The organism is Lentzea flava (assembly GCF_014648475.1).
In the GTDB taxonomy this organism is placed as follows: domain Bacteria; phylum Actinomycetota; class Actinomycetes; order Mycobacteriales; family Pseudonocardiaceae; genus Lentzea; species Lentzea flava.
This window is the reverse complement of the sequence record NZ_BMRE01000098.1, coordinates 1-15,357: the sequence shown is the minus strand read 5'-3', so window position 1 is coordinate 15,357 and position 15,357 is coordinate 1. Positions and strand designations below refer to the sequence as shown.

Below are 15,357 nucleotides of genomic sequence, written 5' to 3'. Positions count from 1 at the left end.
TCAAGCGGTGGCCGTGCCCATGTCAAAACCCAAGCGCCTCCTGGTTAAAACACCAGGTGCACCTGAGGTGCACAAAAGCGCCGTTCATCGTTCTAGGCGGCGCGGGGATACAGGCGGGCCATGCCCGGCGGCGCGGCGAAGGGTGCCCACACGCCCTCCGCCTGCGCCAGCCGGTCTGCCACGACCCACAGAACGCTCGAGTTGAAGCCATAACCGAGGTGTGACGACGACACCTGGACGTTCTCCCGCCGCGGTCCCGGTTCCTCGATGCACGACTCCCACGACACGATCCCGTCCGTCTTGGAGTAGATCGACGTGGCGGGCACCGGGATCGGGGGCCTGGTCGACTCCGGCGGCGGGAACTCCTCGCGCGGGATGTGCAGGCGCGAGAACAACGCGAACGCGGGCATCGCCCGTGACTGCACGGGATCCGACATGTTGTACGGCGAGCCCAGCGTGATCACCTGGCGCACGCGGTGGGGGTGGTCGCGTGCCATCTCGCGCGCGAAGATCCCGCCGAGCGACCAGCCCACGATGGAGATCGGGCCGCCGTGCTCGGAGGACACCTTCTTCACCAGGGCGTGCATGCCGTCGACCGCGCGCCGGGTCGGGCCGATGTTGCGTCCCAGGCCCCACGGGTGCACCTGATAGCCCAAACCGGACAGGAAGCGGCGCAGCATCACCGTCGACGAGTCCGCGGCGCCGAGGCCGGGGAACACGAGCACCGGGTGGCCGTCGCCCGCCGGGGCACCGCGCAGCATCGAACGGGTGGCGACGAACTCGCCGACGTCCAGGGCGCAGCGGGTGGGCTCGGTGAGGTACCAGAACAGGCTCGGCGCGGATCCTCTGACGAGGTGGAGCGGAGAGACAGACGGAACGTCGAAGACCTCGTCTGAAGGTACGGCAGACATAGGAGCCTCCCCACACGTCGACAACCCCGAGCCGGCGTCACCGGGCCTCGTTGCCCGGTGAAGTCCATGATGTTTCGTGAACGATCTTTTCGCCAGTACTTTCGAGTCTCGATTCGCCACCGCCAGGTAACACGTTGGCAACCTCACACGTGTGCAGTGCCTCTCACCTGCATGGACGTCGATTCAGAAGGATCGGTCCTCTAGCATTTTTCGAGTGGACCGGATGAGCTCTTTGGACGCAGGCTTCTACTTCATCGAGGACGAGAACGTGCCCATGCACGTCGGTTCCGTCCTGGTTTTCGACGGCCCGGTGCCGTCCTACGGCGACGTGATCCGCCTGTTCGTCTCGCGGCTGGACCAGGTCCCCCGCTACCGGCAGAAGGTGAAGGCCCTGCCGTTCCACGTCGGCCGTCCGGTCTGGGTCGACGACGACCACTTCAACATCCTGTACCACGTGCGGCACACCGCGGTGCCGTCGCCGGGCGGTGAGGACCAGCTGCGCAACCTCGCCGGCCGGATCTTCGCCCAGAAGCTCGACGACACGAAGCCGCTGTGGGAGGCCTGGCTCGTCGAAGGGCTCGAAGGCGGCCGCTGGGCGATCATCTCCAAGGTCCACCACTGCATGATCGACGGCGTGTCCGGAACGGACATGCTCCAGCTCATGCTGGACTTCCGACAGGAAAGCGTTCTCCCGGAGCCGAAGGAGTGGAAGCCGCAGCGGCAGCCGTCCACCCTCGACCTCGTGGTCGACGGGGTGCGCGACGCGGTCGTCACGCCCGTGCAGCACCTCGCCGCACTGCCCGCGCTGGCGCGGAACCTGCGGTCGTTCAACGAGATCCTCGACTTCGGCAAGTCGGTGCTCGGATCGCTGCCCGGCACGGCACGGCGGCTGGTCACGCGGGCCGCGACGTCGTTGAACGGTCCTATCGGGCCGCACCGCCGCTGGGTGTGGGCGCGCGCGTCGCTGGGCGAGATCAAGCAGATCCGCAAGGCCGCCGGCGGCACCGTCAACGACGTGATCCTCACGGCGATCACGCGTGGTTTCCGTGATCTGCTGGAGAAGCGCGGCGAGCTGACCGACGGCATGGTCGTGCGGACCATGGTGCCGGTGTCGATGCGCAAGCCCGACCAGCACAACGAGCTCAACAACCGCGTGAGCGCCGTGCTGGTGAACCTGCCCGTCGGCGAGGCGGACCCGGTCAAGCGCCTCGCGTCGATCCGCGCGCAGATGGACGACCTGAAGAACTCCCGGCAGGCCGCCGGCGCCGACGTGATCACGAACCTGTCGAACTTCGCCGCACCGACGCTGATGGCGCTGGGCTCGCGGACCGCGATGCGGTTCCCGCAGCAGATCCTGCAGACCGTCACCACGAACGTGCCGGGCCCGCGCATCCCGCTCTACATGCTCGGCCGTCCGCTGGTGGAGATGTTCCCGTACGTGCCGATCGCCTCGACGATCCGGATCACCGTCGGCATCTTCTCCTACCTGGACAGGTTCACGTTCGGCATCAACGCCGACTTCGACGGCGTGCCGGACGTGCAGCTGCTCGCCGACGGCATCCGCGCGGGCTTCGACGAGATGGTCGCGCTGGCCGCCGAAGCCTCGGAAGCCGGGGAACAGGCCTGAGACACGACCTGACGGTCCAGGCAGGTGCGCACGAACTGCACCTGACCGTGGTGGGCCTCGACGCGCGGCTGGGCGCCCTGGGGCTCGCGCTCGGCCAGGTCGACGACGTCCGCGTCGAGCTGGAGAACGTGCGGTGGTCGCGCTGGCGTGCCCGCCGCGCGACCGTCGTGTGCCGCGACGTCCACGTGAACCCGCCCGCGACGCTGGTGTCGTCGCCCGTCGAGTTCCGCGTCGAGGTGGCGCATTCGGACATTCCCGAGCTGAACCGGCTCAGCTGGCTGCCGCTCACCGTGCAGCTGGTCGGCTCCGAGCTGCACGTGCGGCTGCACCGGTGGTTGCCCGCGCGCGTGTTCGCGGTGCCCGAACTGCCGCGCGGGATCGAGCTGACCGGGGTGGAGCAGTTCGACGACCACTTCGTGCTGACCGGAGCCGCCCCCGTGCTGCGGGAGCGGCTCACGCTCGGTCAGCTGGCCGCGGTGCTCAGGCGGTTGGCGTCCATCCAGTCCAGGACCCGCTCGGACACGACCTCGGGGATCTCCATCTGGGGCACGTGACCGATGCCCTCGTACTCGTCGTAGCGCCAGTGCGGGTGCCTGCGGGCCACGTAGCGGGCCGCGGCGACGTTGACGAGCCGGTCGCGGTCGCCGCTCATCAGGAACACCGGCACGCGGATCTTGGACATCGCCGCGAAGTAGGCGCCGCGCTTGGACGTCGTGAACACGGTGCTGCGGGCGGCGGCGAGGAACGCCGCGTCGAGGCCGGGAACCTTGGCCCGCTCGCCGATGAGGTGCTCACTCGCCTGCTTGAGCTTCTCCGGGATGCTGCCAGGATCCGCGCAGCACAGCTCCAGCACCCGCTCGACCTGCCTGCGGGCCGGAACGGTCTTCGCCCTGGCCAGGAACCGCTCCCCCAGGCCGGGCACCGAGTACATGAAGAACGTGCTCAGCATCAGCGGGTCGGGCCGCGTGCCGAACACCATCGGCAGCGCGGGGTCGACCAGCACCAGGCCCCTGACCAGGTCGGGGTTGTAGGCGGTGTGGAAGAGGGAGATCAGCCCGCCCATCGAGTTGCCGACCAGGATCACCGGCTCCCGCGCGACCTCCCTGACGAACCGGCCGAGCAGCTTCGCGTTGGCCTGGACCGTGGTCTTGCGCCCCTCGGGATTCGTCAGGCCGTGCCCGGCGAGGTCGACGGCGGTGACGCGGGCCCTCTCCGCGAGCAACGGCGCCAGCAACGCCCAGTTGAGGTGGGAGCCGCCGAGCCCGTGCACCAGGACCATCTTGGGCCCGTCCGCTGGTCCGCCGAAGTCGACCCAGTGCACGGGCCCGTCGAGGTCCGCGTAGTGGCTGGTGCCGCCGAAGTTCGCCACAGTCGTCATACCAACCAGTATGTCGCTTGTAGCTACCGGTGGGTAGCGCCCGTTAGCGCCACGGCTCGGCGGTCAGGCAGTCCTCCGGCTTCTTGTTCGGGTCCCAGCCGCCGTGGATGATGTTGCCCTCCCAGTCGACGAAGCACTTGCCCTCGATGTCGAGGCTGTCGCCGATCAGGTTGCCCTCGGCGTCGTAGGCCTTCACCGACGCCGTCCGGTCGATCTCCTGCGGCCAGTGCCAGTCGGTCGGGCGCAGGATCCGCGCGAGGAACGCGCCGTTGGCGATGTCCGCCTCGACCGTCGTCCCGTCGAGCGTGTAGGTCATCCGCTTGACCTGCGAATCGACCCGCCCGCCGATCTGCGAGAACCCCGGGATGTTCCGGACGGGGTCGCCCGCGCGCTGCCCGGCCATGTCGATCGAGAAGTGCCCGGTGAGCCACCGCGTGTCGAAGTTCTTCCCCCGGTCCTGCCACCCCGAGTAGTACTGGCCGGGCGTGCTGAGGTCGCAGTCGAGCGCCTCCTTGGTGGTGTAGAGCAACGCCACCGCGCCCGCATCGTCCTTGCGGTAGAGGTGGAGGGTCGGCCGCTCCTTGGCCCGCGCGGCCTTCCAGCAGCCCTCCTCGATGTCCTCGACCTGCTCCGGCGTGAGCCCGGTGAGCACCGGCCGCGTGGCCCAGTACCCGCTGGTCGGCTGCTTCGGCAGGAGCACCACGACGACGGCGGCCGCGGCCGCGAGCGCCGTGGCCACGGTGGCGAGCCTCATCGCCCGCCTGCGCCTGGTGACGGTTTTCTCGACAGCGGCCCGGATCTCGGCCTGACGGCCGGGCGGCAGATCGCGCGCGGGCGGAAGCATGGTGGTCATCGGCGGTCCTCCCCGGTGTGCACGAGCTCGCGGAACTGCTGCAGCTTCGCCTTGGCCTTGCTGACCCGCGCCCGCACGCTCACCGCCGCGATCCCCAGCACGGCGGCCGCGTCCTCGTAGGACACCTCCGCCCACACGCAGAGCGCGAGCGCCTCCTGCTCGTTGCGCGGCAACGTCGCCACGGCCTTGAGCAGCTCCTTCATCTTCCGCTGGTCATCAAGCCGGTCGACGACCATGTCGGCGTGGTCGGGCATCGACGGCTCTTCGTTGAGCCTCCTGAGGTTCTTCAGCCGCCGGCTGATCGACCGCTGCTCGTTGCGCACGACGTTCGTCGCCACCGTCAGCAACCACGGCAACGCCGACTCCCGCTCGAGCCGCGCCACCTGCCCGCGCTTGCGCCAGGCCAGCAGGAACGTGGCCTGCAGGAGGTCCTCGGCCTCCGCCCAGGAGGCAGTCAGCCGGAAGCAGTGGTTGTAGACCGCCTTGGCGTGCCGGTCGAACAGCACTCCGAAGGCGTGCGCACTGCCCCCGGCGGCCTGCGACCACAACGCGCGGTCGTCAGGGTCTTCGGTCGTCATACCTGTTCGTGTCCGCCCGCCCCGCCGGTGTTGGCACCGGTTTCACGCTACCCGCCCTAACCTTCCCTCCGTGGCACATCTGGGGGTGGCCGATCTGGCGGGCCTGGCGCACGCGGCATACGGCCGCGACCTGCGCGACGCGACCCGTCTGCACGGCGGCAGCAAGAAGGGCGTCTACCGCCTCACGCTCGACGACGGCACCACGGGCATCGCCTACGTGTGGCGCGCCTCCGAGGACTACTGGCCGGAGCACGAGCACGACCCGTTGTTCGGCAACGCGAGCGGCCGCGACCTGTTCCTGACCGCCCACACCGCGCTGTCCGAGGCCGGTGCGTCCGTTCCGCGCCTCGTGCTGGTCGACAGCGACGTCATCGTGGTCGAGGACCTCGGCGGCGAGTTCCTGGAGAAGCTGCTCGACCACGACCCCGAACCGCTCGACCGGCTGTGGGACGACCTCCGAGCGATGCACCAACGCCTCAGCCCGCGCTACGGCCGCCCGAGCGCGCTCCAACCCGCCGACGCACCACCGGTACCGGACCTGATCCTGCAACGGGCTCTCAAGCACCTCGACGAGTGCTGTGCGCGGGTCCCGCGCATCGCGACCGAACGCGACCGCCTCGAAACCCAGCTGCGCCAACGACATTCTGTGATCCAGCCGCGCACCCGGTACGGGCTGATCCACGGCGAGCTGGGACCGGACCACGTGCTGGTGGCCGACGGCCGGCCGGTGCTGATCGACATCGAAGGCACGATGTTCTTCGACGTCGAGTGGGAGCACGTGTTCCTGGAGCTGCGGTTCGGTCCGCACTACCGGCCGGTCGCCGGCCTCGATCCGGCACGTCTCGACCTCTACCGCCTGGCCCAGCACCTGTCCCTGGTGGAGGGGCCGCTCAGGCTGCTGGACGGCGATTTCCCGCACCGTGACGCGATGCGGGACATCGCCGAACAGAACACCGAACGCGTGCTGGCTCAGATCTCCAGGTAGTCGAGGTTCGGCCCGCCGTTGGCGGTGGTCGCGACCGCCCGGATCGTGTTCTCCCCCGCCGCCAGGTCCAGCGTCAGCGTCACCGTCTGCCAGGTGGTCCACGCCCCGGTGCTCGCGAACGCCTGCTCGTCGACGGCCAGCGAACCGTTGACCGAGATGTCCAGCGGCCGGTTCGCCGTGGTGCCGTTGGCGAACCGCAACGTCACCTGCCGCGGCCCCGCCACGTCGCTGGAGACCTTGAACTCCACCGCTGAGCCCGCGACGTTGTCGTAGTTGACGAACCCGGAACCGGAGAACCCGGCGTGGTTCGACTCCACAACCCCTTGCGACACAACGCCGTTCTCGGCCTCGTAGCGCGACGACGGCGCGGGTGATCCCGCACCCGGATACGAGGAGCCGAGCCACGCCTCGTCGATCCGCAGCTGCGCCTTGCCCTGCGTGGACGTCTTCTCCACCCGGATGTGGCGGGCGGTGGTCCCGGCGGGCAGGTCGATGAACTGCACGCCGCGGTGGTTCGCCAGCGACCCGGACTTGACGTTCGTCCAATTGGAACCGTCGTTGGACGTGTAGACGTTGTAGTTCTTGATGCGCGCGGAGTTCGACGCCGGGTACGTCGTCGAGTCCTCGCGCTGGTTCAGCGCCACGTAGGACACCTTGCGAGCCGAGCCCAGGTCGAAGCGCAGTGACACCGTGCCCGCACCCGTTGCGTCCCAGTAGGTCTGGTAGTTGCCGTCAGCCGCATGCGAGGCGGGGTGGCCGGAACCGGACGCCGACGCGCTCATCGTGTACGACGACTGCGGGATGATGCCCTCACGCCCGGCCGTCTCGACCTTGAACACGGTGTCGTACTGGTCCCAGTTCGAGATGCCGGTCAACGTCAGCGTGCCGCCGGACTGCGACCACGACACGGCCGCGCCGGTGCGCAGGTTCGTGACGCGGCTGACCTTGTAACCGTTGTCCCGCAAGCGCAACGTCGTGCCGGACGGCTTCGTGACCACGTGGATGTAGTGCTGGTTCGGGTTGGTCTTCGAGACCGTGGTGACGCCGTGGGCGCCGTCGTTCCAGAACCCCGGCTTGAGCCCGCCGTGCAGGTAGCCGCCGCCGTACGTGCCGCCGATCGACTCCCAGATGTCGCGCAGGTAGGTGGCGGTGAAGTTGTTGAAGGCGGCCTGGTTCGACGGGAACTTGCCGTTGACCATCGCGGTCTCGGCCATCAACGCCTTGACGTCGCTGCCCGCGTTCGTGATCAGGCGGCCCAGCGTCAGCTTGTAGTCGACGGCCGAGTTGGAGCCCGAGTACCACCACGCGCCGGAGCTCGGCAGCTTGAAGCACGCCTCGATCAGCCGCGGCGCCGCCGTGTAGACCGCCTGCGGGTAGTCGTACGACGGCGTCATGCCGGTCTTCTGCTCGTTGCTGATGGTGTCCATGATCGGCGTGTCCTCGTTGTTGTTGCTGAGGACCATGTCCGGCCGATCGCGCCGGATCCGCTCGTACAGGCCGTTCTGCTCCCAGTAGGCGTTGTCGTTGTCGATCCAGAACCCGGCGAGCTTCGGGTAGCGCTGCATGACCTCGACGAAGTTGTCGTAGCTGAACTGCCCGAACCCGGGCCGCTCCTGCAGGTTGACCGTCTTGCCCTTGTACTTCGAGTAGGCGGCCGAGTCGAGCCACTCGTGCCCGCCCTCGTTGTGCCACTGCGGGTCGTCGGTCATGTAGTTGATGACCTTCAGCCCCTGCGCCGACGCCGCGTCGATCAGCTCACCGAGGAAGTCGCGCTTCGTCGAGCAGCTGCCGGGGATCGACGACGGCCACGCCCGCGCGTAGCCCAGGCGCGAGTGGAACGACGCCAGCACGATGTACTGCGCGTGCAGCTTCTTCGCCTCGTCCACCCAGTACTGGGCGGTCCACCCGCCGTTCGTGACAGCGGACTCCCAGGCACTGCAACTGGTGTAGCCGGGGTTCGTCCGCATTCCCCAGTGCAGGAACAGGCCTGACGTCGACGCGCGCAGCCAGTCCTGGCGCGGGTGCAGCACCTCGGCGCGCGCCGGAGAGCTCACGCCGACAACGAGTAGAGCGGCGGTCATCAACACGCCGAGACGACGCAACGTTTTGCGCACGAGCCAGCCTCCTGGTGGACGCCTCCTGCGGCGGTAGGAAGACGTGCTCGGTGTTACCGCGGAAAGGTCTACGCCAATCGACGGCCGCACTCAAGAGGTCATCGGAGGTATGAACGGATTACATGGCCTTCCGAATCGATAAAGGCTCCAAATGAGCCGATGTCTAACGGTCGTCCCGCTTGAAGAGCCGACCGAGGCCGGTGACCAGGCAGATGGCCAGCACCCACCCCAGCACGGTGAAGGCGAGCGAGAACCACTTGGCCGCACCGAGCGGCACCCAGAGCTGACTGTGGTCGAGGCTCACGACCGGCAGCAACAGGTCGATCGTGTACAGCCACGGGTCGAACCACTCGATCCGCAGGTCGCCCCTCATCTTCGCGAAGTTGCCGGGATCCCGGGCGAGCCAGCGGAAGAGGAACCCGCCCGCCACCACCAGGAAGCCCAGCCACCACAGAATCCGCAACGGCCGGTACCCGTACCCGACGGTCGGGTTGAGCAGCCACCACACCATGCGGTGCAGCCGGCCGGGGAACCCCACGAGGGTCCGGCGCTTCGCGTCCTCCTTCGCGATCAGCACGTCGGCCGCTTCGTCGTGCCGGCCTGCCTTCGCGTAGACGGCGGCGAGCTGCAGGTAGACCTGCGGCGTGTAGGCGTGGCGATCGCGCAGCCAGTCGAGGCGCTTCGGCAGCGCCATCGAACCGTCGAGCAGCGCCTCGTAGACGAACTCGTCGAGCTTGCTGCGGTCCGGCCAGTCCTTCTCGTCGTCGGCGAACGAGCCCGCCCGCACCCTACGCAGGTCGATCCGGCCAGCGGGCCGTTCCGCGAACCTCAGCCGCAGCTGTCCGCGCACCCGCGTTCCCTTGAGCTTCAACGACGGCGTGCCCTTGAGCACCGCACCGGCGAAGGTGACCTCGGAGCTGATCTGCGCGTCGCACATCCGCACGCACCCGGTCGCATGCGCCTTCTCGAACGTGACGAGGTGTCCTACCCGGACCCGGTCGCACCGCACCGCGTCGCCTTCGTTCTTCAGCCTCGCACCGGTGAGGTCGAGCTTGCCGCCGATCGACGCTCCGGCGAGATCCACGCGGCCGCGCGCGATGAACGGCGCGCTCAGGGTCGCATCACGGCCCACGCTGATGCCTCTGGCGACCAGCGCGTCACCGTCCTCGTTCTCGAACAGACCGCCTTTGCAGTCGAGGTTGCCGTCGATCTGCGCGTCGTTCAGCACGACCTGGCCCCGCGCGTGGAAGCGCACGTCGTCGCGCACCGCGAGGCTGAGATCGCCGTGCACCTTCAGCCCGGTGGCCTCGATCGCGGTGCCGTTGCCGTTGCGGAACTCACCGCCCTGCGCCCCCAGCGTGCCGCAGACCTCCGCGCCGGCCAGCCGGAGCTGACCGTGAACGAGAGTTCCCGTGCGCAGCACCAGGTTCAGCGCGATCGTCGCGCGGACGAGGTTGATCGCGTTGCCGCCGGGGTTGCTGAACCTGCCGCCGGTCAGCTTCAGCCAGCCGCCGACGCGGCAACCGACCATGTTGAGCTCACCGTCCACTGTGCACTTGTCGCCGATCTCCATCTCCTGCCGGACGTTCATCCCGACCGCGCGGATCGCCGTGCCGCCGGGACTGCTGAACCGGGCGTCGTGGCAGAAGAGCTTGCCCGCGATGTCCGCACCGCTCAGGTTCACCTCGCCCTCGACCGAGAATCCGTTGCGCCAGAACACGTGTTCCGCCACGACGAGCCCGCTCAGGTCCAGCGCCCGTTCCTCACCGGGATTGCGGAAGGTCGCGCCCTCGCAGACGAACTGCCCGCCGATGCGGGCTCCGATCAGGTGAGTCAGCCCGGTGACGCGAAACCTGCCCAGGCAGTGGACGTCCAGGTCGACCCGCAGCCCGTCGCCCTTGAACGCGCCGTTGATCACGCAGTCCTCCAGGTCGAGCTGCCCGGACACGTGCGCTCCGTTCAACTTCACGCGCCCGTTCACCTCGCAGCCGTGCAACGCGAGGCCGTCCAGCAGCCGCACCTGCGACGCGCGCAGACCGGGCAGGGTGCAGTCCGCGAAGTAGAGGCCCGCCGCGGTGGCCTGCTCGACATTGGGCTCGTGGTCGAACGTGCAGCGCTCGAACTCCACGGGAAACCCGATCTCGGCTGCCTCCAGGTCGAGCTCGCCTGCCACGACGAAGTCGTACAGGCTCAGCTTGCGCGGTCGCCTGCCCTCCTCCCGCATCAGCACCGCCGCGAGGAACCCTGCGCTGATCTGTTGTCCCTCGCCGCGGAGCTCGACCCGCTCGTTCACCTTGATCAGGTCGTCGAGCCGCTGCTCGGCTGGTGTCATGTCGCGCCCTCCAAGGCCGCGACCGCGTCCGCCAAGCGCGATCTGTCCCGTCCACGTGTGTGAGGTACGTCCACGTGCGGCTGGCACTTGTTAGCCGCTGTGCGAACGTTCACCCGTTCAGCGGTCTGCTCCGCTACCCGTGCGACGGGTGGCCGTACAGGCCGGACCCCGCGATCTCCACGGACGTCAGGAACGCCGCGGAAGCCTCGTACGACGCCTCCACCAGCTCGGCGGTGTGCGAGAAGTCCAGCGGCGTCACGGCCTGCACGGGCGGCCCCGGCAGGTACAGCACCGGCGCCTGCTGCGAGGCCAGCTCCACCTCCAGCACGGCCTGGTTGCGCATGCCCAGCGTGGCCCAGAACAGCAGCGTCTCGGCCAGCGTCTCCGGAACCGTGGGCAGATGCCCTGGGAACGCGCAGTCCAGCACCACCAACGACTTCGCGCCCATCGCCAGCGCCTGCCGGATCGGGACGTTGGCCAGCACCCCGCCGTCGTAGAGCACTCGCTCACCGATGCGCACCGGCGGGTAGACGCCGGGAATCGCCGCGCTGGCCAGGATCGCCGGGATCAGCGAGCCGGACGTGATGTTGACGGCCTCGCCCGTCACGCAGTCCACCGACACCGCGCCGAACGGCAGCGTCAGGTCCTCGAACGCGCCGCACCCGTCCAGACCCTCGGCCAGCACGGCGGCCAGGCCGGTGTTCGGGAAGAGGTAGGTCTTGTTGGTGCGCAACGACCGCAGCTGCGCGAGGGGGCCGCCGGGGAACACCCGTTGCCGGGTCATGCCTTCCCACAGCACGGCCAGCCGCGACGCCGCCTTCTCCGGGTCCAGCGCCAGCAGCGAGCCGTTGACCGAGCCCACGGACGTCCCCACGACGAGGTCCGGGCGCACGCCGTGTTCCTGCAACGCGCGCAGCATGCCGACCTGCGAGGCACCGAGGCTTCCTCCGCCGCCGAGCACGAAGGCGACCGGTCCGGGCAATGAGATCGTCACGTCCGGGAATCCTAGGTCGTGGAGTGGAAGAGCACCGGGATCGCGAGCTCCCGCCGGGTCCGCGAGCCGTGAAAACCCTTCATGACGGTCAGCACGGTCTCCGCCTGACTGCGGACGACCACCGCCGAGTCCTTCATCGCCACCACGACGTCCCCGATGCGGTCGAGAGCCAGCGGGCTGACCGGGCCGAACCAGCCCGCGTCCACGGCGTCCTCTCGCGACAGCACGTCCGCGCGGTCGCCGAGGAACTCCCGCCAGACGTCGAGGACCTCGTCGGACTCGGTGTGCAGGTAACGCACGCGCGGGTCGCCGGCGATCACGCGGACTCCCTGCCACAGCAACGGTTCCGTGTCGAAGTCGATCTTGTCGGACGCGGTGACCATGCCGTGGTCCGCCGTCACGACGAGCAGGGAGTCCGGCGGCAGGCGCGTCGCGATGCGTTCGGCCAGGGCGTCGACGAACTCCAGCTGCAGCAACCACTCCTCAGAACCCGGCCCGTGGAAGTGACCGATCATGTCGAGGTCGGCGTGGTAGGCGTAGCAGAACGACCGGTCCTGACTCGCCGCCGACACCGACGCCAGCGCGAGGTCGCCGAAGCCCGCCACGCCGCGGAACCACGACCCGCGCAGCACCGCACGGGTGAGACCACTGGCCCTGTGGGTGAGCGGGGCGACCGCGCTGACCGCCACCCCGGCCGCCGCCGCGCGTTCGAACACGGTCGGGTGCGGCTGGACGACCTCCGGCACGAGCACCTTGCGCAGGTCGTGGTGGTGGTCGCCGGCGCGGGCCCACGTCAGCGCGTTGAGCACCTCGTCGCCGACGGCGAACGAGTAGCCGACGATGCCGTGCTCACCCGAGAGCAGGCCGGTGCCGATCGAGGCGAGGCTCGTGGCGGTGGTCGACGGGAAGCCCGCGGAGATCTCGCGGCCGGGCAGGCCGGAGAGGAACGGGGCGTGATCGGCGTGTTCGCGCAGCAGCTCGTGGCCGAGGCCGTCGACGAGCAGCAGCACGACACGCCGGGCGGAAGGCAGGTCGAGGGTGTTGTCGGCACCCGGAACGTCCAGGCCCGCCAGCAGCGACGGAACGACCTCGGCGATGGTCACCTGGACACCGTGCCACGTCGAATCGGACAACGGGCAGAATGGCGCGCTGTGACAACGCTCATCCACCAGAAGATCGCTGACGAGCTCGGCGTGGCCGCGGGCCAGGTCAGCTCTGCTGTCGAACTGCTCGACGGTGGCGCGACCGTCCCGTTCGTCGCCCGGTACCGCAAGGAGGCGACCGGCGGTCTCGACGACGCGCAGCTGCGCACGCTCGAGGAGCGGCTCGGCTACCTGCGCGAGCTGGAGGAGCGCCGCGCGGCGGTTCTCACGTCGATCCGCGAGCAGGGCAAGCTCGACTCCGCGCTCGAAGCGCAGATCCTCGCCGCCGACTCCAAGGCGCGGCTCGAGGACCTCTACCTCCCGTACAAGCCGAAGCGCCGGACGAAGGCCCAGATCGCGAAGGAAGCCGGGCTCGAGCCGCTGGCCGACGCGCTGCTGAGCGACCCGAACCTGAACCCGCAGGAGGAGGCCGCGAAGTTCGTCGACCCGAGCAAGGAGGTCGCGGACGCCGCGGCGGCCCTGCAGGGCGCGCGGGCCATCCTGGTCGAGCGGTTCGGCGAGGACGGCGACCTGATCGGCGAGCTGCGCGAGCAGATGTGGACGCGCGGCCGCGTCGTCTCCAAGGTCCGCGAGGGCAAGGAGACCGAGGGCGCCAAGTTCGCGGACTACTTCGAGTTCGACGAGCCCTTCACCAAGCTCCCGTCGCACCGCATCCTCGCGCTGTTCCGCGGCGAAAAAGAGGAGGTCCTCGACCTCGTCCTGGAGCCGGAGGAGCCCAACGAGGACGGCGGCCCGTCGTCGTTCGAGGTGCGCATCGCGGCCCGGTTCGGCATCGACGACCGCGGCCGTCCCGCCGACAAGTGGCTCACTGACACCGTGCGCTGGGCGTGGCGGACCCGGATCCTCGTGCACCTGGGCATCGACCTGCGCGGTCGCCTGCGCCAGTTCGCCGAGGACGAGGCCGTGAAGGTGTTCGCGTCGAACCTGCGCGACCTGCTGCTGGCCGCCCCGGCAGGCACGCGCGCCACGATGGGCCTCGACCCCGGCTACCGCACCGGCGTGAAGGTCGCGGTCGTCGACGCCACCGGCAAGGTCGTCGCGCACGGCGTGATCCAGCCGCACGTGCCCGCGAACCGCTGGGACGAGTCGATCGCGAAGCTCGCGGCTCTGGCCAAGCAGCACAACGTCGACCTGATCGCGATCGGCAACGGCACGGCCTCGCGCGAGACCGACAAGCTGGCCGCCGACCTGATCAAGCGCCACCCGGAGCTCAAGCTCACCAAGGTCGTCGTGTCCGAGGCGGGCGCGTCGGTCTACTCGGCGTCGGCCTACGCCTCCTCCGAGCTGCCGGACCTCGACGTGTCGATCCGCGGCGCGGTGTCGATCGCCCGCCGCCTGCAGGACCCGCTGGCCGAGCTGGTGAAGATCGACCCGAAGTCCATCGGCGTCGGCCAGTACCAGCACGACCTGTCGGAGTCGAAGCTGTCGCGCTCGCTGGACGCGGTGGTCGAGGACTGTGTGAACGCCGTCGGCGTCGACCTGAACACGGCCTCGGTGCCGCTGCTGACCCGCGTCTCCGGCATCACGGCCGGTCTCGCGGAGAACATCGTGCTGCACCGCGACCAGAACGGTCCGTTCAGGACCCGCGCGGCGCTGAAGAACGTCCCGCGCCTCGGCCCGAAGGCGTTCGAGCAGTGCGCGGGCTTCCTCCGCATCCGGGGTGGTGACGAGCCGCTGGACGCCTCGTCCGTGCACCCGGAGGCCTACCCGGTCGTGCGGAAGATGCAGTCCGTGGCCGGCGAGGAGCTCATCGGCAACACGGCGGTGCTGACTCGGTTGCGTCCCGAGCAGTTCGTCGACGAGCAGTTCGGTCTGCCCACCGTCACGGACATCCTGCGCGAGCTCGAGAAGCCCGGCCGCGACCCGCGCCCGGCCTTCAAGACCGCGACGTTCGCCGACGGCGTCGAGAAGATCGCCGACCTCAAGCCCGGCATGGTGCTGGAGGGCGTGGTGACGAACGTGGCCGCGTTCGGCGCGTTCGTGGACATCGGCGTGCACCAGGACGGCCTCGTGCACATCTCGGCCCTGTCCAACAACTACGTGAAGGACCCGCGCGACGTCGTGAAGTCCGGCGACGTGGTGCGGGTGAAGGTGCTGGAGGTCGACGAGGCCCGCAAGCGCATCGGCCTGACGCTGCGCCTGACCGACGAGCCGGGCAAGCCCGCGCCGAAGCAGCAGGGCGGCGGTGGCGGAGGCCGCGACCGTCGTCCGCAGCGCGGTGGTGGGCAGCAGCGCGGTGGTGGGCAGCAGCGCGGCGGCCAGCAGCGCCACTCGCCGCCGCCCGCGAGCGGCTCGATGGCGGACGCACTCCGCCGCGCCGGGTTCGGCAAGTAGTTCAAACGACGAAGGGCCCCTCCCACACTGCTTGGGTTCTAGTGGTCGTCGCAACACCTCAGTTGAGGGGTTGCGATGGACTTCGAGA

The 15,357-nt window shown here is 69.3% G+C and carries 12 protein-coding genes; 4 read left to right on the top strand and 8 right to left on the bottom strand.

Annotated features, from left to right (window positions below):
* Positions 1–92: 92 nt before the first annotated feature.
* A complete protein-coding gene (locus IEZ09_RS44610; protein ID WP_189259923.1) occupies positions 93–911 on the bottom strand; it encodes an esterase/lipase family protein in 819 nt (272 codons plus the stop codon).
* A gap of 223 nt (positions 912–1,134) precedes the next feature.
* Between IEZ09_RS44610 and IEZ09_RS44605 the strand changes: the two genes are divergently transcribed.
* Complete coding sequence (locus IEZ09_RS44605; protein ID WP_229813517.1) at positions 1,135–2,538, top strand: WS/DGAT/MGAT family O-acyltransferase; 1,404 nt, start codon at positions 1,135–1,137, stop codon at positions 2,536–2,538.
* Positions 2,539–2,588: 50 nt separating this feature from the next.
* Positions 2,589–3,092 (top strand): hypothetical protein, encoded by a 504-nt coding sequence (locus IEZ09_RS44600; RefSeq protein ID WP_189259921.1) that lies wholly within the window; start codon positions 2,589–2,591, stop codon positions 3,090–3,092.
* Here IEZ09_RS44600 and IEZ09_RS44595 read toward each other — a convergent pair.
* Genes IEZ09_RS44595 through IEZ09_RS44585 form a run of 3 tightly spaced genes read right to left on the bottom strand, consistent with a single transcriptional unit; the run spans position 3,002 to position 5,347 of the window.
* Complete coding sequence (locus IEZ09_RS44595; protein ID WP_189259920.1) at positions 3,002–3,916, bottom strand: alpha/beta fold hydrolase; 915 nt, start codon at positions 3,914–3,916, stop codon at positions 3,002–3,004. The two genes, IEZ09_RS44600 and IEZ09_RS44595, sit on opposite strands and share 91 nt — an antisense overlap.
* A 43-nt stretch (positions 3,917–3,959) precedes the next feature.
* The gene (locus IEZ09_RS44590; protein ID WP_189259919.1) at positions 3,960–4,769 is read right to left on the bottom strand and encodes a hypothetical protein; all 810 of its coding nucleotides are present in this window, start codon (positions 4,767–4,769) and stop codon (positions 3,960–3,962) included.
* A complete protein-coding gene (locus IEZ09_RS44585) occupies positions 4,766–5,347 on the bottom strand; it encodes an RNA polymerase sigma factor (protein ID WP_189259918.1) in 582 nt (193 codons plus the stop codon). The genes IEZ09_RS44590 and IEZ09_RS44585 overlap by 4 nt, the downstream gene beginning before the upstream one ends.
* Positions 5,348–5,417: 70 nt before the next feature.
* On the opposite strand from IEZ09_RS44585, the gene IEZ09_RS44580 reads away from it, so the two are divergent.
* Entirely contained in the window at positions 5,418–6,332 is a 915-nt protein-coding gene (locus tag IEZ09_RS44580) for a phosphotransferase (RefSeq protein ID WP_189259917.1), read from the top strand.
* On the opposite strand, the gene IEZ09_RS44575 is transcribed toward IEZ09_RS44580, so the two are convergent.
* From IEZ09_RS44575 to IEZ09_RS44560, 4 genes are all read right to left on the bottom strand, one after another.
* Positions 6,317–8,413: a discoidin domain-containing protein gene (locus IEZ09_RS44575; protein ID WP_229813518.1), complete on the bottom strand. Its 2,097-nt coding sequence runs from the start codon at positions 8,411–8,413 to the stop codon at positions 6,317–6,319. The two genes, IEZ09_RS44580 and IEZ09_RS44575, sit on opposite strands and share 16 nt — an antisense overlap.
* A 196-nt stretch (positions 8,414–8,609) precedes the next feature.
* On the bottom strand, positions 8,610–10,778 hold the full coding sequence (locus IEZ09_RS44570) for a translocation/assembly module TamB domain-containing protein (RefSeq protein ID WP_189259916.1): 2,169 nt from the start codon (positions 10,776–10,778) through the stop codon (positions 8,610–8,612).
* A 133-nt stretch (positions 10,779–10,911) separates the two neighbouring features.
* Positions 10,912–11,772: a patatin-like phospholipase family protein gene (locus IEZ09_RS44565; protein WP_189259915.1), complete on the bottom strand. Its 861-nt coding sequence runs from the start codon at positions 11,770–11,772 to the stop codon at positions 10,912–10,914.
* Between the two features lie 11 nt (positions 11,773–11,783).
* The gene (locus IEZ09_RS44560) at positions 11,784–12,875 is read right to left on the bottom strand and encodes an alkaline phosphatase family protein (RefSeq protein WP_229813516.1); all 1,092 of its coding nucleotides are present in this window, start codon (positions 12,873–12,875) and stop codon (positions 11,784–11,786) included.
* Positions 12,876–12,923: 48 nt separating this feature from the next.
* Here IEZ09_RS44560 and IEZ09_RS44555 point away from each other — a divergent pair, with 48 nt between their 5' ends.
* On the top strand, positions 12,924–15,269 hold the full coding sequence (locus IEZ09_RS44555) for a Tex family protein (RefSeq protein WP_189259913.1): 2,346 nt from the start codon (positions 12,924–12,926) through the stop codon (positions 15,267–15,269).
* Positions 15,270–15,357 lie beyond the last annotated feature (88 nt).